We start from the raw sequence: 16,053 nt of genomic DNA on the forward strand, positions 1-16,053 counted from the left end.
TCCCTTTCTCCGCCGGAGCCGCGAGTTGTCCGCCCGTGGTTCGGCTGCCTCTTCGCGCTACGCCGCGCGAGGGTAAGCAAAGAAAGTCGGCGTACTCGGAGTATCGGCGGTTGGCGGAAACACGCACCAGCAACCGTCGTCGTGACGGAAGAAGAATAAGCTCCGTGAGCTTGTCCCGATGGAAGAAGTCTCGACGCGCACATAGCGCCGGCCCCCGTGACGGGTGCGGCTGAATTCGGTGACGTGCAGCGCATCGGACGGCGCGGGCGCGAGCCACTTCTCAACCAGAAAGCGCAGCGACTGCTCGCTTGCGGCTCTCATGATCCGCTCCGGACCGGCTTGTGCTGCTGCGTGTCGCGCGTGGACTCGGTGTCGTCGTCGGGGTCGGCGGCTTCCGCTTCACTTTCAGCGGAAGCGAGCGCCATCGCGCGATTGGTAGCCGCCGCCCGCAGCGTGCTGCAATGGGTAGCGTGCCGGATATCCGAGAGAAGCCGGACAAGCTGTCGTGCTGATCTGCGTTTCATACGTCCCCCGCACTGCACCAATAACTTCAGAAAACACTTTAACTCTATGCCTGGATCGGGCGTTGCCGAAATGGTTTTGACTAAATAGCAACAGTTGCGCTTGCAAAAAGAGAGACGCAATCTTTGTACCGTCCAGCTTCAATGTGCGCGTCCGGCGGGGACCGGTCTGTGCGCTGGCGAGCGCTTCGCGCATTGTGAAGTCACCGGGGAGCGGCCTGTGGAGAACTGTTCCGGTGCTCCGAGTTATCCACATTTGCCTCTGAATAACTTCGGGATAGCGCAGCGAACAGCCTGTGTGCGGAATCTTGATAAAACTGGCCGACGGGGAAGCCGGTTCAAAGTTATCCCAGCTTTGTAGTTTTTCTACAGATTCGTTCCGCAGGGTTATGGATTTCGCATGATGTTGATGTGACGGGAGATTCGGGAGTTATCCACAGAACGGGTTAACCCTTGTTAACTACTACTACATATGTATACGTCTGAAATAAAAGACATAGGATAAGTGCCGCGACGCGCTGCGTTCAAAGGCTGATCAGCGCTTGATCAGCCAAACCCAACCCCTCGACAGACACATCACGGTGCTACGCCAACTCCGCCTGCCGGTTGAACTGCAGCAGCTGCCTGATTGATCGCATCCGGCAAGCTGGGCACGAGCGCCGGCGTGATCACTTCGACCGGCCCAGGCAACAGCCGTGTTTCGATGCGATTGCTAGCGACCGGCTGGGTACGCACCACGGTTTGCAGATAGTGATCGACCAGACCGAAGAAACGGTCGTAGAACTTGCCCGACGGAATCGTCTCACTCGAGATCTTGACCATCGCATCGCTATTCGAGCGGATCGGTAGCGAGAGCGAGCCCAGCACACTGAGCCCGACACTTGCCGACGTATCGCTCTTCTTCAGCGCGAAGCCGTTCTGCACGGCATTGACGTAGACGATGCTCGTATCGCTCGCCTCTTCGCCCGGCGTGCACACCACGTGAAATTCAACGACAACGTGGCTATCGCCGGTCGGCTGGAAATTCTTGGTGCCGTCGACGGTGTCCGGGCGCAACATCGTCGTCAGATAGCCTTGGCTCAGCAACGCGCGGCGCGCGGCTTCGCAGCTATCGGTCGTGCTCGAATTGAAATTACGTGCGTAAGGGCTCGCGCCGGTTTCGAACAATTCCTGCTGGAATTTCGGCTGCGGCGTGCTGCTGCACGCGGCGAGGGTCAACAGCCCGAACAGGGCTGCGGTCGTGGTTCTGGAAAACGAGTTCAACATGGTCGATTGCAAGGGGCGCTGCGGGAGCGCGAATGGAAATGCATTGTAGAGCGGGTGGCCACGTGCGCGTGATCAGCGCGCAGCACAACTCTTACGCGATATGACGAGCGGTTTGCTTGGCGAATGCATCGTCATCGCCAACAGCAAAAGAGATGAAAGCTCGCGCCGCGCTCAGCGCTTCAGCGCGCCGCCGCTGACAAACCGGCCGACGCCGCGCCACGCACCGCGGCACCATTGCCCGCCGTCACGCTAAAGGCATTGGCCCAGGTGGCGGACGCGGCGCAATGGTCGCCTTCGCAAGTATCGTTGTGCGCATCCGGATGCGCGCCCGCGTCTTGCGACGCCACGGCTGAAGCGAAGTCTTCGACGCGCAAGCTCACCTTTTGCGCGTAAGCCTGCGATCCGCCATAACTTTTGAGCGCTGTGTTCAGGTCGCCGTTGGCCGAGCGCATGTAGCCGTACAGGATGGCCGAACCCGCTTCGATGTTCGCGGTGGGCTCAGTGAGGTCCTTGACGTTACGCAGCAGCCCGCGGTGGGCTTGCGGCACGACCTGCATCAGCCCGGTCGCGCCATTGGCGCCCTTGGCCTTTTCCTTGAAGCGGGATTCGATCGAAATGATGGCCAGCAGAAGCGCCGGAGGGAGGGAGTATTTGGAAGCGGCAGACTGCACCGCGTCGGAAATCTTTTGAGCTTTTTCCTTTGCCAGACCGAACTTGTGCGTCAGATACGCGGACATGCGGTCGGTGTTTTCGTCGGCCGTCGCGGTTTGCATCAGGCCGAGCGAAAGCACGATCAGGCAAAGTAACCGGCTCATAACGGAAGTCGGAAAAAGGGGAGGATTCGCGCATTATAGCGCCGCCTCGTGGAGAGGCTCCTGTCGGACGGAATTTCTCTTTTGAAATCAAGGCCGACAGGCATCCTGCACACTTTACCTTGAACGCTTCGCGTTCAGGTCGTAGTCGTCGTTGAGCTTGGTGAGGATGGCGGCGACATCGTCGATATCCTGCTCGGACCAGACCGGTCGCTCACCAGCTTTGCGCGTGAGTGGCTCGTCCGTCGTGTCGACGTTCACGCGTAAAGCGACCGGCAAGTCGTTGAACTTGTCGACTTTGCCGCGCGCATCCTTCGGATACCACTTCGCCGGATTGGTATCGCGCTGCACGTAGAAACGCAGCGCGTCTTTCAGCGTGTGGAAGCGGCCGTTATGAAAAAACACGTGACGGTCGCGGTATTGCGGAGCGACACCGACTTGAAAAGGCCGCAGTTGGTTTTGTCGCTCGACTGATCGGTGCGGATCGGCCGGCATAAACCCATGTCGAAGTACTTCAGATCGGCATTCACGCGCAACTCGGCATTGCGCGGCACGCCCAGCGCCTGGAAATTGAAATCGATGAACAACGGATGGGCGCCATTAACTCCCGGCTGGTCGATGTGACACGACGCGCAATCGCCGCCCGCGGGGTCGTCGAACAGTTTTTTGCCCCGCAATTCTTGTGCCGTTAGTTGCACTTTTCCGTCGAGATAGTAATCGAGCTTGCTCGTGTACGGACGGAAACTCGGGTGTTCCAGCTCGAAGCGTTCGATCGCATACATCGCCTGCGTGAACGCCTTGGTGGGGTCGGCAAAGATGTTCTGGCCGAACACTTCCTTGAAGCGCGCCGCGTACAGCGTGTGCTGCAGCTTGGCGAGCACTGCGGCGGGATCCTTGTTCGCCATCTCGTTCGGATTGAACAGCGGGAAGGTCGCCTGTCGTGCAGCTTATTGAAGCGGCCGTCCCAGCCGAAGCCGCCCATCGGCGCGTTGTCCGTTTCGCTGAGCCGTTCGGACAGGCTCGCTGCCTGCGGATGACTCCAGATGGGCGTGCGGTTGAGCACGTAGCGCAGGCTCGGCACGGCGCGCGTGCCTTGCGAGCGCATGTCAGGCCCACCGAGCTGCGCCGCGAGGCCGTTGGGCGGCCCATACGCGTGCGACGGGCTATGACAGCTCGCGAGGCCGACAACGACGCGTCGAAGAACATCAGCTTGCCGAGCGCGGCGGCGTCGCTATACGTCGTCGGTGCCGCGTCGACGGACGCCGCTGCCGCGGCTTGCGCGCCGAGCAGCAGCGTCGCATTGAGCAGAGCAGCAAGCGCCGCGCGCCGCAGCGCCCGGTGAATCGAGTTGCAGAAAACAGCATCGAAGCGCTTTACAGGTTCGTGAAAATGTCGCTGCCGAAGCCGACCAGACCAGCCTGCCCCGCATAGCCGAGGTGACCCAGCTGGAAGATGTCTTCGATGCTCTTGAGCATCGAGTAGTGGTTGTACTGCACCGTCGACACCGTGCCCGGCTTGATGAACTTCGAGATCATGACCGCACCGGTCTGATCGCCGCCGAAGCTTTGCTTGGTCAGGTTGATCGTCATGCCCTGGTAGGCGAGCGACGAGGTTTGCGGGAAGGTGCCAAGGTTCGGGCCCGGCTGCTGGCTACAGCAGGTGGTGCCCGCGAGGATCAGATCTTCCTCCTTGGCCGACGCAGTGACGGTCGCGTAGCTGCTTTCGTCGAAGTTGACGATCAGCAGGCCGTCCTTCTGGAATGCCGGCGAAGCGGTAATGATAGGCACCCATTTCTTCAGGAACGCGTCGGCGCTCGTCAGGCCGCCCGGCTGACCGTTCACGCAAGGCGCGTCGTGGCCGTCATCGCAGGTGTTAGGCGTGATCAGGTTGAAGTTCGCTGTCGTGGCGATCGACTGTTGAGATTGACAACGTTCTTCGCGCAATCCGGTGAATCGACGATCGAGTGGAAATACACGAACGGGTCGTGGCGCGTCGCGTACTGGTCGCCGAGCGGAACGGCTGCGCTGGGCGCTTCCTGGGTATGACGCATGTGCAATATCGACACATATCTGCAATAAATCGGTGATCGAGTGCGATGCATACGGCCGACGCTGGCTCGACCCGGCTGGCTGCCAAGCCGCACAGCCGTTGCATGACGGTTGCGTGGCCGGTTGAGGCCGCCCGGATTTGAGACAATGAACGCCGCCCGCGAGTGTCGCTCCGGGACAACCGGGTGTAGCCTTGACGTCTCACGCAGATGGCGACCCATTGAACAAGAGATGTTTTCAGGTATGAGCAAGATTGCTTTTATTCCCAGCGTGCCCGGCACGTCGGAGGACGATTTCGAAGTATCGGCGACGTCGAAGCTGGCCGGCTACCGGCGTTTTTTCGGCGTGTTGAAAGTGGTGCGGACCACCGATGGCCGCGTGCTGTTTCCCTTCGACGGCGCACCGGAATTTGGTCCGTACGCGACCAAGCTGGAAGCGATCGCGGCGGCCCAGGTGTACGGCGAGCACATCGTGACCAGCGACCTCGCGCGTCCGGAGTTGTAGACCCGGGCGTGCGGCTAGCTGTTGGTCGATTGCATCGTGCGATCGTTTCGGGAGCGACGAATGACCTGTCTGCGCGCAAAGAGCTTATTGGCCACGGGGTCGTGGAAAATCGCAGTGCCGAAGTTAGTGCTGATGGTCGCGCTGACGGCAGCATTCGGCGAGACCGGCTTCGCGCAGGATGAGGACGGCCATCCCGACGCCGCGCAAGCGGCGCTGAAACAAGCCGATATGGTTCACGCACAGGTTCGCGTCGCCGCGATCAATGCCGCCACCAATAGCGTGACGCTGCGTGCTCCGAACGGCGATCTCGCGGACGTTGACGTGAATCCGGCTCTGGCCGACGTGAGCCGGTTGCGGGTCGGCGACAGATTGAACGTGGCTTATCAGCAGGCACTGCTGCTCCACATCGACAATCTCGCGACCAAAGGTGTGCGGGAGCGGATCGAGACGACCGTGGCGATTCCGGCGTCAGCGGGGTTTGTGTCGTCAGCGCACAGGGTGCAGGTGGTTGCGACGGTGATGAAGATCGATCGCAAGAACCGTCTGGTGACGTTGCGTGGACCGAGGCATCAGCAGGTACTGCGCGCGGCCAGCGACATTCCGCTCGATGAGTTGAAAGTCGGCGACAGCGTACGCGCCGATTTCGTTTCGGCTGTGGCGGTGGAAGTGGTGAGGGATTGAGTCCGCAAACAAACAGAGCCCGGTCTGAATGGACCGGGCTCTGTTTGTTTTCAGCGTTAAAGCCGTCGGGATGCGATGGTTGTAGCAACAGCGAATGTGATAGCGGACGGCAAGCTATTCAAACGATGCTGGAGGACGCTGGAGCAGCCCCGCATCTTGCTGCGCCGGCGCATCAGCCAGAGGTTCGTCCCATAGGAACGCCCGTACTTGAGCATCATAGTGAGGTGCCGCTGTATCCCGTCCTCCGTCACCCAGATGATGAATCGATTCGTGTCTGGGTGCGGCTTTATCGTAATTGACATCTTCTCGGCCCTGCCAGAGGGCGTTGAGACAGACATCTCCCTCAAGCGCGTCTGATGGTTCCAACATCGTAAGCGCATCCGTCGGGCTAACGTGCCTCGTGAGACGACGCCTCTTCGGGGCTTTCGTAAATGTATGTAGCGACGCTGCGCCGGTGCAGCGCGTCCCCCAATTTCATCCGAAGGAAACTGCTTGTCGTGTATCGGGTCACGTCCGAGTAGTATCGAGCGACGAGGCCAGTCACCATTTCGGAATAGGCATCGATGACTTCAGGCGCTATCGAGAAATTGTCGTAATTGACGATTGCGTGAGGCTTGACGTTGATATTAGAAAGGGCCCGCTCGACCTCGGCACGGACTGCTTCAACGTCATCAACAGTCGTGACCTTGTGCCCTTCGAAGTTGATAAACAACATATTCTTATCGGCGTCGAAGCTGAACCGCTCGCTGAGCTTTAGCCTCAGCAGCATTGCCCGCAAGCCCATAGGCTTGTTTTCGAAGATGCGGGCATCCATCAGGCGCGGCGCCGACTTGATAATGGGAACGAAGCCCATCTGCGAAATGATGTCGCCTTGCAGGTCAACCCCCGGCGCAATTTCAACAAGTTCGAGTCCATCAGGCGTCAAGGTGAAGACGCATCGCTCGGTGATGTAGAGCACTGGTTGGTGACGCTCATTGGCATAACGGCCGCTGAAAGTTCGATGCTCGACAGCGTCGACGAATTTTTGGCTGACGCCATCCTTGAGAATCTGCAGACGGCCGTCTTTGATACTCACGTCGAGCTTGCCGGCATTGAACGTTCCCACAAACACGACTTTCTTTGCGGCTTGAGAGATATTGATGAACCCGCCTGCGCCGGCAAGCTTTGGCCCGAACCTGCTGACGTTAAGGTTGCCTTCGCGGTCTACCTGCGCGAGGCCGAGAAACGCAATGTCCAGCCCGCCGCCGTCGTAAAAATCGAATTGGTAGGGTTGGTCGATGATGGCGTCCGTATTGGTCGCCGCTCCGAAATTCAAGCCACCGGCGGGGATGCCTCCGATGACGCCGGGCTCAGTCGTCATTGTGAACAGGTCGCACACGTTTTCCTCGTTGGCGACGCTCGCTATACCCTCAGGCATCCCAATCCCGAGATTCACCACGCTGTTGGCCATCAACTCGAACGAAGCACGTCGCGCGATAATTTTTCGTTCGCTCATGGCCATTGTCGGGATCGAACTTGTCGCGATGCGGAGCTCGCTCGCGAAGCCTGGACTGTACGGCTCGGCGAAGGTTTGCCAGTGATTTTCCTGCTTTGCGACCACGACGCAGTCGACCAGAATCCCAGGTATCTTCACCTGTCTTGGATTCAGAGTGCCTGACTCGGCGATACGCTCGACCTGGACGATCACAATGCCACCGGAGTTACGCGCGGCCATCGCGATGGCAAGCGACTCAAGGGTGAGGGCCTCCTTCTCCATCGTCACATTCCCGTTCGCGTCCGCGGTGGTACCACGCACGATGGCAACGTCGACGGGGAAAGTTTTGTAGAGAAGGCAGTCAGCGCCGTTGACGGATATCAGGCTGACCAGGTCCTCCGTTGTCCGGGCGTTGAGCTTGCCGCCGCCGTTGCGCGGGTCGACGAACGTATCGAGCCCGACTGTGGACAAATGACCTGGCCGATGAGCGGCAATATCCCGAAACAGCTGGGAGATAACGCCTTGCGGGAGGTTATAGGCCTCGATGAGACCGTCAACGGCCAGACGTTGAAGGCCCGGAACAAGTCCCCAGTGACCACCGATGACCCGCCGAACGAGACCTTCGTGGGCCAAGTGGTTCAGCCCTTTACGGGCTCCGTCACCCTGACCGCCCGCGTAGACCAGCGTCAGGTCGCGAGGGGCGTCGCTTTCGCTGCCGCCCGAGTCAAGGAACAGCTGTTCCAGCGCGACGGCGATTTCCTCTGCGAAGCCAATGCCAACGAATCCACCGGTTGCTACGGTGTTGCCCGGACGAATCAGTCTGACGGCCTGTTGTGCACTGACGATTTTGCCTCGCGCGACACTGTTTGCCGTTGCCGGGAACGGGTGTTGAAAGCCTGCGCTCATGATGTCTCCAAACCGCACCATGGAGCCAGGCTCCGGCGCTATGTAGTAGTTGGGACCTGCTGTAACTCGACCGCGGTCTCTTTTCGTTGGTCGACGTTAAGTCGCCTATTGCCTACGGACGGCCGAAAGAAATTATCGGCTTAATGGTAAGAGTACACGCCTTGCCAGCACTTATTCCCTCGCCGCCTGCGCCTCGGCTTCCTCACAGCGGCGCGCCCCACGGTCTGAAGCATTACGCACGCTCGCCCATTGGAGAAATAGCTGACTAAACCAAAAATGCGTCTGTAAACAATAATAACAACTGCCAAATCCCGGATACTATCAATACATCAACTTAGGTTTGCCGGTTCTTAAGCATTTTCAAGCTGTTTGAGTTCATTTTGGCTGCGGAGTCAGTATCTATGCGAGTTGTCGTATTGGGCAGCGGTGTCGTTGGCGTAACAAGTGCGTTCTACCTTGCGCGCGCAGGCCATGAAGTGATTGTCATCGACCGTGAAGAAGGCCCGGCGCTTGAAACGAGCTTTGCAAACGCAGGGCAGATTTCGCCTGGCTATGCAGCGCCATGGGCAGCTCCTGGCGTACCACTCAAAGCAGTGAAGTGGATGTTTCAGAAACACGCGCCGCTTGCGATTAGGCCAGACGACGAAGACAAGCAGTTTCAGCTTCAATGGATGTGGCAGATGCTTCAGAACTGCACGGCCGAACGCTACGCAGTGAACAAGAACCGCATGGTCAGACTTGCGGAATATAGTCGCGATTGCCTGAAGGCTCTGCGAGCCGAGACGGGTATCCAATACGAAGGGCGCGCGGGCGGCACTCTGCAAGTTTTTCGCACCCAGCAGCAATTTGATGGCGCGGCCAAGGATATCGCCGTACTTAAAGAGGCCAACGTTCCGTACGAGTTGCTGAGCAGAGACGAGCTCGCCCGGATTGAGCCCGCACTCGCCGCCACTTCACATAAGTTGACGGGTGGATTGCGCTTGCCCGGCGACGAGACCGGTGATTGTCAGTTATTCACGACTCGGCTTGCGGCTCTGGCTCAGCAAGCTGGCGTCACGTTCCGGTACAACACTCAAGTCGAAGGTCTTGTTGTCGAGGGTGGCAAGGTTACCGGCGTGCGACATGGTGCCAAGCTCATTCATGCCGATGCCTTCGTAGTGGCGTTTGGGTCATATTCGACGAGCTTCCTGTCTGGAATCGTTAAGATTCCCGTCTATCCACTCAAAGGCTACTCAATCACTGCGCCAATCATCGATGAGAGACGTGCTCCGGTTTCAACCGTCCTTGACGAAACCTACAAAATCGCTATCACAAGGTTCGATAAGCGCATCCGTGTTGGAGGAATGGCTGAAATCGTCGGCTTTGATAAACGTCTTCGCGAAGCTCGTCGCGAGACGTTGGAAATGTGTGTGAACGACCTTTTCCCGGGGGGCGGCGATACATCGAACGCCACCTTCTGGACCGGACTGCGTCCCATGACGCCTGACGGAACTCCGATTGTTGGTAGCACCGCACTGCCCAACCTTTATCTGAATACAGGTCATGGCACGCTTGGCTGGACCATGTCATGTGGCTCGGCCCAGCTTCTCGCGGACCTGGTATCCGGAAAGGAGCCTGCTATCCAGCACGATGACCTGAACGTTTTTCGCTACGCGAAGGAACCTCAGGCTCCAGCCGACTTTAACCTCAACTAGGCGACGTAGTGCCATAGCAATCGTCCCGCGCGTGACATGCCTATCTTGACGCGCGTTTTGCTGCGCAAAAGTTCAATTTCAAATATTGTCTCGAGAGAAAGGCCGTGCCGCGCCCGATTAAAGCGTTCCTCCGCCCCAACGCTGTACGACACAACCTCGATGTCGTCAGACGGAGAGCCTCGGAATCGCAGGTCTGGGCCGTCGTTAAAGCGAACGCGTATGGCCACGGAATTGAACGCGTTTATCCTGCCCCTCGAAGCGGCAGACGGCATCGCGTTGCTTGACCTCGACGAGGCGGTGCGGGTTCGCCAGTTGGGGTGGAAGAAACCAGTTCTTCTGCTTGAGGGAATCTTCAATCACAGTGACGTACAAACAGCAGAAGAATTCGACTTGACCGTGGCCGTGCATTGTGACGAGCAACGCGAACTGATTGTCTCGGCAATGCCGAGACGTCCGATTGATATTTATCTGAAAATGAATTCGGGCATGAACCGCCTTGGATTTGCACCGGAAAACTTCCGTGAGGCGTGGAAACGCGCATCAGCCTCACCGGGAGTCGGTGCCATTTCGCTCATGAGTCACTTTGCCAATGCAGATGAGGAAGAAGTGGACTGGCAGCTGGCCCGATTCGATGAAGCAACGCGGGACATCCCCGGGCGACGAAGCCTATCGAACTCCGCAGCTGCTTTGTGGCACAAGCGCGCGCATCGCGATTGGGTAAGACCCGGAATTGTTCTCTATGGCGGTTCTCCATCGGGTCGTGCCAGTGCCGTTGCAGATGTGTCGCTACGCCCTTCGATGACGCTGAGCAGCGAGATTACCGGGACGCAGACGATGCGAGCCGGCGAGACAGTTGGATACGCCCGGACTTACAAAGCCGAGCGCGAAACCCGTATCGGAGTTGTTGCATGTGGATACGCCGATGGTTACCCGCGGCACGCTCCGAGCGGCACCCTGTTGCAGTGGATGGAGTATTAACTCGGACCGTTGGCCGGGTGTCCATGGACATGCTTACGGTGGACCTGACTCCGTGTCCTCTCGCCAGGATTGGCTCGAAAGTCGAGCTCTGGGGCGAACAGGTCAAGATAGACGATGTCGCCTCCTCGTCCGGCACGATTGGATATGAACTGATGTGTGCGTTAGCGCGCAGGGTTCCAGTGACGGTTACTGATGCGATGGCTGCTTGAGAAGCAACTCGTAAGCGACTGCGCTCCGCTCGAGTGTGTCACGGTTCGCAAAGAAACCTGTTCAGGAAAAGAGTACCTTTTCGCGGACCCCGGGTCCGCAAAAGCCAACCACCTCCCCCTTCACTCCACCGTCACCGATTTCGCCAGATTCCGCGGCTTATCCACATCCGTGCCTCGCGCACACGCCGTGTGATATGCCAGCAATTGCAGCGGCACGACGTGCAGAATCGGCGACAGCAACCCATAGTGCTCCGGCATCCGGATCACGTGCAGCCCTTCATCGTTGACGATCTTCGTATCCGCATCGGCGAACACATACAGTTGACCGCCGCGCGCACGCACTTCCTGAATATTCGACTTCAGCTTCTCCAGCAACGCGTCGTTCGGCGCGACCGTCACCACCGGCATCGCTTCCGTCACAAGCGCGAGCGGCCCGTGCTTCAGTTCGCCGGCCGGATAAGCCTCGGCGTGGATATACGAAATTTCCTTGAGCTTCAGCGCGCCTTCGAGCGCGATCGGATAATGCATGCCGCGCCCGAGGAACAGCGCATGCTCCTTGCGCGAAAACTCTTCCGACCACGCGATGATCTGCGGCTCCAGCGCCAGCACGCTATTCAACGCAGCGGGCAAATGGCGCAGTTGCTTCAGGTAGCCGGATTCCTGCTCCTCGTTCAGATGCCCGCGCAGCTTGGCAAGCGTAGCCGCCAGCACGAACAGGGCGACCAGTTGCGTCGTGAACGCCTTGGTCGACGCCACGCCGATCTCGCGGCCCGCGTGTGTCAGGAACGACAACTCCGTTTGACGCACCATCGCACTCGTGCCGACGTTGCACACCGCCAGCGTGTGCTTGTGTCCGAGCGACTGCGCATGCTTGAGCGCCGCGAGCGTGTCCGCCGTCTCGCCCGACTGCGAGATCACCACCACCAGCGACTTCGGATTCGGCACCGACTCACGGTAGCGATACTCGCTGGCAATCTCTACCTGGGTCGGAATCTTCGCGATCGATTCGAGCCAATACTTCGCGGTCAGCCCCGAGTAATAGCTCGTGCCGCACGCGAGGATCAACAGGCTGTCGATCTGCGCGAACACGTCGCCCGCACCCTCGCCGAAAATCGACGTGTCGAACGAATCCGCTTGCGGGATCGTGTCGGTGATCGCGCGCGGCTGCTCGAAGATTTCCTTCTGCATGAAGTGACGATACGGGCCGAGTTCGACCGCGCCGCCATAGGCCGCCACCTGACGCACCTCGCGTTGCGCATCGTTGCCGTCGCGATCGGCAATACGCACGCCGTCGAGCGACAGTTCGCACACGTCGCCTTCTTCGAGGAAGATGAAACGTTCAGTGCTGCCCGCGAGCGCGAGCGCGTCCGACGCGAGGAAGTTCTCGCCGTCGCCGAGCCCGACCACTAGCGGCGAGCCCTGGCGCGCACCGACCACCGTGTTCGGCTGATCCTTGTGCAGCACTGCGATCGCATACGCGCCGTGCAGTTGTGTGATGGCTTCACGCACGGCGGCGAACAGATCGCCGCGATACACGCTGTGGATCAGGTGCGCGATAACCTCTGTGTCAGTTTGCGAGACGAACTCGTAGCCCTTGCCGCGCAGCATTTCGCGCAGCGACTCATAATTCTCGATGATCCCGTTGTGTACCAACGCGACCGCGTCTTTCGAGAAGATTGGATGCGCGTTGTCCGTGACAGGCGCGCCATGCGTCGCCCAGCGTGTATGCGCGATACCCGTGCCGCCTTCGAGACGGCCCTCGTGCACCTGAGCGTCGAGATCGGCGACACGCGCCACGCTGCGCGCGCGGGTCGGCCCGTTCTGGCCCAGCACGGCGACGCCGCATGAATCGTAGCCACGGTACTCGAGGCGCCGCAGTCCTTCAATCAGGACGGAAACAATATTACGTTGCGCAACCGCGCCGACAATGCCACACATGGCTTATTCCTTTTCAGTGCTGGGTTTCAAGGAGCGCGCTGCGCGCGCGCGTCGTGTCCATCAGCCCTTCTTCTTGGTCGGGCGTACATAGCCCGCCTTGCTGGTTTGCGTCTTGTCGTTCAAAACCAGGGCGTTGGCTTCGACGTCCTTCCAGACCGTGGTGCCCGCCGCGATCGTCGCGCCGCGCTTCACCCGGACCGGCGCAACCAGTTGCGTATCCGAGCCGACGAACACGTCGTCCTCGATGATCGTGCGGAATTTGTTCGCGCCGTCGTAGTTGCAGGTAATGGTGCCCGCGCCGATATTCACGCGCGCGCCGATATCCGCATCGCCGATGTACGTGAGGTGGTTCGCTTTCGAGCCGTGGCCCAGCACCGCGTTCTTCACCTCGACGAAGTTACCGACATGCGACTCGTCCTGCAGCGACGCGCCTGGCCGCAGGCGTGCATACGGTCCAAGCACGACGTTCGCGCCGACCTCGGCGCCCTCGATATGTGTGAACGCATCGACGCGCGTGCCGGCGCCAAGGCTCGCATTGCGGATCACGCAGTTCGGGCCGATCGTGACGTTGTCGGCCAGCGTCACGCGGCCTTCGAACACGCAGTTCACGTCGATCGACACGTCGCGGCCGCATTCGAGCGTGCCGCGCACGTCGACGCGCGCCGGATCGGCCAGCGTTACGCCCGCAACTAGCAACGAATCGGCGACGTTGCGCTGATGAATCCGTTCGAGTTCGGCAAGCTGCTGCTTGCTGTTCACGCCGAGCGTTTCCCACTCGTCGTCCGGCTGCGTGGTGACGACTTCGAGCCCGGCTTCGATCGCCATCTCGACCGCGTCGGTCAGATAGAACTCGCCTTGCGCATTGTCGTTTTTCAATGCCGCGAGCCAGCCGGCGAGTCGCTCGGTCGGCGCGACGATGATGCCGGTGTTGATCTCGGCAATCAGCAATTGCTCGGCGTTCGCGTCTTTCTGTTCGACGATGCGCAGCACCTTGCCGTGCTGATCGCGCACGATGCGCCCGTAACCGGTCGGGTCGTCGAGCGTAACGGTAAGCACACCATAGCCGCCCTGCCCAGCGCGCCCGGTCAGCGCGTGCAGCGTGCTGGCGCGCGTGAGCGGCACGTCGCCGTATAGCACCAGCGTGGGCGCGGACGGATCGAGCAGCGGCAGGGCCTGCTGCACTGCGTGGCCCGTGCCAAGCTGCTGCTCCTGCACGGCGAATTGAATGTCCAGCGCCGCGACCGCCTCGCGCACCGCTTCGGCGCCATGACCGATCACGACGACCAGACGCGCAGGCTTGAGCGAGCGAGCCGTGTCGATGACATGAGCAAGCAATGGCCGGCCGGCCAGAGGATGGAGCACCTTGGGAAGCGCGGACCGCATGCGCTTGCCGGTGCCTGCCGCCAAAATCACGATGTTCATGGCGTCGGCAAATTAGTCAGTTTGTGGCCGACGATTCTATCACGCACCACATGGTGAAAAAGGCGCGCTGGCGCGCACTTCTCGCCAGTGAAATAGCCCGGAAACGCCCGTTTTCCGGGCGTTTCCGTCACAGATCGTCGAACTGTACGATCGAGATCGGCTTCGCTGCGTTGAGCGGTGCGCCGTCGTCGTTGCCGGTCGAACACGGCTCCTCGTCGAACGCGATATCGCCCTGCGGATCGGCCTCGCCGTTCGCGCGCAGGCCCGCGAACGGGAACAGCTTGTGATCCATCAAATGCGACGGCACGATGTTTGACAGCGCATTGAACATGTTCTCGATGCGGCCCGGAAAACGCTTCTCCCAGTCGCGGATCAGCGCCTTCATTTCCGCGCGTTTCAGGTTCGGTTGGCTACCGCACAGATTGCACGGAATGATCGGGAATTCGCGCAGCTCCGCGTACTTTTCCAGATCGGTTTCCTTCACGTACGCGAGCGGGCGGATCACGATGTTCTTGCCGTCGTCCGATTGCAGCTTGGGCGGCATGCCCTTCAGCTTGCCGCCGTAGAACATGTTCAGCAGCAGCGTTTGCAGAATGTCGTCGCGATGATGGCCGAGGGCGATCTTGGTCGCGCCGAGTTCGCCAGCGACGCGGTACAGAATGCCGCGCCGCAGCCGCGAGCACAGCGAGCAGGTGGTCTTGCCTTCCGGCACCAGCCGCTTGACGATGCTGTAGGTGTCCTGGTTCTCGATGTGAAACGGAATGTCGAGCTGCTTCAGATACTCGGGCAACACGTGCTCGGGAAAGCCCGGCTGCTTCTGGTCGAGATTCACCGCGACGATGTCGAAGTTGATCGGTGCGCGTTCGCGCAACCGCATCAGGATCTCGAGCATCGCGTAGCTGTCCTTGCCGCCCGACAGACAGACCATCACCTTGTCGCCTTCCTCGATCATGTTGAAGTCGCCGATCGCCTCACCGACCTGGCGCGCGAGGCGCTTGAACAGCTTGTTGTTCTCGTACGCTTCCTTCTGCTCGCGGCGCGTGAGCGGCGACTTGGCCTTCGCGGCGGGCACGCCGGCCTGCGTGGCGTCGATGGCGGTAGCAGTCTGGACGGCCGCGCTGTCGTTCAGGATTTCCGGAGCGTTCATGGGTCAATCCTCTTTGATTCGGAAGACTTCGACGCCCACCGCGTCGCAGTCGGGATACACGTCCGGCTTCTCGGTCGACACGCGCGCGGCCCGCACCTGCGGATGCTCGAGCATGGTCCTGACGAGGTCGTCGCACAGCGTTTCCTGCAAGTGGATATGGCCTTGCTCGACGCGCCGCGAAATGGTGGAGCGCATGAAGTCGTAGTCGACGACTTCGTTCAGCTTGTCCTGAACCGGCGTGGACAGCGCGAGCGGCACGAACAGTTCGACGTTGATCACGACGCGCTGTTCGCCGCGCTTTTCGAAATCGTGCACACCGATGTTGATGTGCACTTCGTAGTTGCGCAGAAAGAGCCGGCGGCAATCGGCCAGCCGGGGGTGCGAAAGAGCGGCAAACATGTTCGTTCCAGTCGAAGAAAGCGTGCGGGGCACGCAAAGGGGCGCTTCACTGCG

The 16,053-nt window shown here is 60.0% G+C and carries 13 protein-coding genes and 2 pseudogenes; 4 read left to right on the forward strand and 11 right to left on the reverse strand.

Features of this window, described 5'->3' with window-relative positions; all coding sequences use genetic code 11:
- Positions 1 to 57: 57 nt before the first annotated feature.
- The 6 genes and pseudogenes from P0D89_RS13280 to P0D89_RS13305 form a co-directional block, all read right to left on the reverse strand.
- The gene (locus tag P0D89_RS13280; RefSeq protein WP_408361037.1) at positions 58 to 321 is read right to left on the reverse strand and encodes a hypothetical protein; all 264 of its coding nucleotides are present in this window, start codon (positions 319 to 321) and stop codon (positions 58 to 60) included.
- Positions 318 to 524 (reverse strand): hypothetical protein, encoded by a 207-nt coding sequence (locus P0D89_RS13285; protein ID WP_408361039.1) that lies wholly within the window; start codon positions 522 to 524, stop codon positions 318 to 320. Before P0D89_RS13285 ends, P0D89_RS13280 begins: the two co-directional genes overlap by 4 nt.
- Positions 525 to 1,097: 573 nt before the next feature.
- Positions 1,098 to 1,787, reverse strand: coding sequence for a DUF2242 domain-containing protein (locus P0D89_RS13290; protein ID WP_408361041.1), 690 nt, complete (start codon positions 1,785 to 1,787; stop codon positions 1,098 to 1,100).
- A 179-nt stretch (positions 1,788 to 1,966) separates the two neighbouring features.
- Complete coding sequence (locus tag P0D89_RS13295) at positions 1,967 to 2,602, reverse strand: lytic transglycosylase domain-containing protein (protein ID WP_408361043.1); 636 nt, start codon at positions 2,600 to 2,602, stop codon at positions 1,967 to 1,969.
- A gap of 114 nt (positions 2,603 to 2,716) precedes the next feature.
- Positions 2,717 to 3,805 (reverse strand): annotated as a pseudogene (locus P0D89_RS13300) (cytochrome-c peroxidase).
- 167 nt (positions 3,806 to 3,972) lie between these two features.
- A complete protein-coding gene (locus tag P0D89_RS13305) occupies positions 3,973 to 4,542 on the reverse strand; it encodes an alkaline phosphatase family protein (protein ID WP_408376776.1) in 570 nt (189 codons plus the stop codon).
- 348 nt (positions 4,543 to 4,890) lie between these two features.
- Here P0D89_RS13305 and P0D89_RS13310 point away from each other — a divergent pair, with 348 nt between their 5' ends.
- Both P0D89_RS13310 and P0D89_RS13315 read left to right on the forward strand, forming a co-directional pair.
- Positions 4,891 to 5,151, forward strand: a complete 261-nt coding sequence (locus P0D89_RS13310) for a DUF6723 family protein (RefSeq protein WP_408361045.1) — start codon at positions 4,891 to 4,893, stop codon at positions 5,149 to 5,151.
- A 114-nt stretch (positions 5,152 to 5,265) separates the two neighbouring features.
- Positions 5,266 to 5,832, forward strand: coding sequence for a hypothetical protein (locus P0D89_RS13315; RefSeq protein ID WP_408361047.1), 567 nt, complete (start codon positions 5,266 to 5,268; stop codon positions 5,830 to 5,832).
- A 388-nt stretch (positions 5,833 to 6,220) separates the two neighbouring features.
- On the opposite strand, the gene P0D89_RS13320 is transcribed toward P0D89_RS13315, so the two are convergent.
- Positions 6,221 to 8,212, reverse strand: coding sequence for an acyl CoA:acetate/3-ketoacid CoA transferase (locus P0D89_RS13320; RefSeq protein ID WP_408361049.1), 1,992 nt, complete (start codon positions 8,210 to 8,212; stop codon positions 6,221 to 6,223).
- 401 nt (positions 8,213 to 8,613) lie between these two features.
- Here P0D89_RS13320 and P0D89_RS13325 point away from each other — a divergent pair, with 401 nt between their 5' ends.
- Both P0D89_RS13325 and alr read left to right on the forward strand, forming a co-directional pair.
- A complete protein-coding gene (locus P0D89_RS13325; RefSeq protein WP_408361051.1) occupies positions 8,614 to 9,906 on the forward strand; it encodes a D-amino acid dehydrogenase in 1,293 nt (430 codons plus the stop codon).
- Between the two features lie 104 nt (positions 9,907 to 10,010).
- Positions 10,011 to 11,006: pseudogene (gene alr / locus P0D89_RS13330) on the forward strand (alanine racemase); the annotation flags it as partial.
- Between the two features lie 207 nt (positions 11,007 to 11,213).
- Here the strand turns inward: alr and glmS are convergent.
- From glmS to P0D89_RS13350, 4 genes are all read right to left on the reverse strand, one after another.
- Entirely contained in the window at positions 11,214 to 13,031 is a 1,818-nt protein-coding gene (glmS, locus tag P0D89_RS13335; protein ID WP_408361053.1) for a glutamine--fructose-6-phosphate transaminase (isomerizing), read from the reverse strand.
- A 60-nt stretch (positions 13,032 to 13,091) separates the two neighbouring features.
- On the reverse strand, positions 13,092 to 14,453 hold the full coding sequence (glmU, locus tag P0D89_RS13340; protein ID WP_408361055.1) for a bifunctional UDP-N-acetylglucosamine diphosphorylase/glucosamine-1-phosphate N-acetyltransferase GlmU: 1,362 nt from the start codon (positions 14,451 to 14,453) through the stop codon (positions 13,092 to 13,094).
- Positions 14,454 to 14,580: 127 nt separating this feature from the next.
- Entirely contained in the window at positions 14,581 to 15,600 is a 1,020-nt protein-coding gene (gene ttcA / locus P0D89_RS13345; RefSeq protein WP_408361057.1) for a tRNA 2-thiocytidine(32) synthetase TtcA, read from the reverse strand.
- A 3-nt stretch (positions 15,601 to 15,603) separates the two neighbouring features.
- The gene (locus tag P0D89_RS13350) at positions 15,604 to 15,999 is read right to left on the reverse strand and encodes a dihydroneopterin aldolase (RefSeq protein ID WP_149669888.1); all 396 of its coding nucleotides are present in this window, start codon (positions 15,997 to 15,999) and stop codon (positions 15,604 to 15,606) included.
- Positions 16,000 to 16,053 lie beyond the last annotated feature (54 nt).

The organism is Paraburkholderia sp. RL18-085-BIA-A, assembly GCF_046027075.1.
Classification (GTDB): Bacteria; Pseudomonadota; Gammaproteobacteria; order Burkholderiales; family Burkholderiaceae; genus Paraburkholderia.

Bases quoted from the DNA above. Each gene is read 5' to 3' on its own strand.
- P0D89_RS13295 (WP_408361043.1), bottom strand. From the start codon at position 2,602: ATGAGCCGGTTACTTTGCCTGATCGTGCTTTCGCTCGGCCTGATGCAA.
- P0D89_RS13350 (WP_149669888.1), bottom strand. From the start codon at position 15,999: ATGTTTGCCGCTCTTTCGCACCCCCGGCTGGCCGATTGCCGCCGGCTC.
- P0D89_RS13320 (WP_408361049.1), bottom strand. From the start codon at position 8,212: ATGAGCGCAGGCTTTCAACACCCGTTCCCGGCAACGGCAAACAGTGTC.
- P0D89_RS13280 (WP_408361037.1), bottom strand. From the start codon at position 321: ATGAGAGCCGCAAGCGAGCAGTCGCTGCGCTTTCTGGTTGAGAAGTGG.
- P0D89_RS13290 (WP_408361041.1), bottom strand. From the start codon at position 1,787: ATGTTGAACTCGTTTTCCAGAACCACGACCGCAGCCCTGTTCGGGCTG.
- ttcA (WP_408361057.1), bottom strand. From the start codon at position 15,600: ATGAACGCTCCGGAAATCCTGAACGACAGCGCGGCCGTCCAGACTGCT.
- glmS (WP_408361053.1), bottom strand. From the start codon at position 13,031: ATGTGTGGCATTGTCGGCGCGGTTGCGCAACGTAATATTGTTTCCGTC.
- P0D89_RS13285 (WP_408361039.1), bottom strand. From the start codon at position 524: ATGAAACGCAGATCAGCACGACAGCTTGTCCGGCTTCTCTCGGATATC.
- P0D89_RS13325 (WP_408361051.1), top strand. From the start codon at position 8,614: ATGCGAGTTGTCGTATTGGGCAGCGGTGTCGTTGGCGTAACAAGTGCG.
- glmU (WP_408361055.1), bottom strand. From the start codon at position 14,453: ATGAACATCGTGATTTTGGCGGCAGGCACCGGCAAGCGCATGCGGTCC.
- P0D89_RS13310 (WP_408361045.1), top strand. From the start codon at position 4,891: ATGAGCAAGATTGCTTTTATTCCCAGCGTGCCCGGCACGTCGGAGGAC.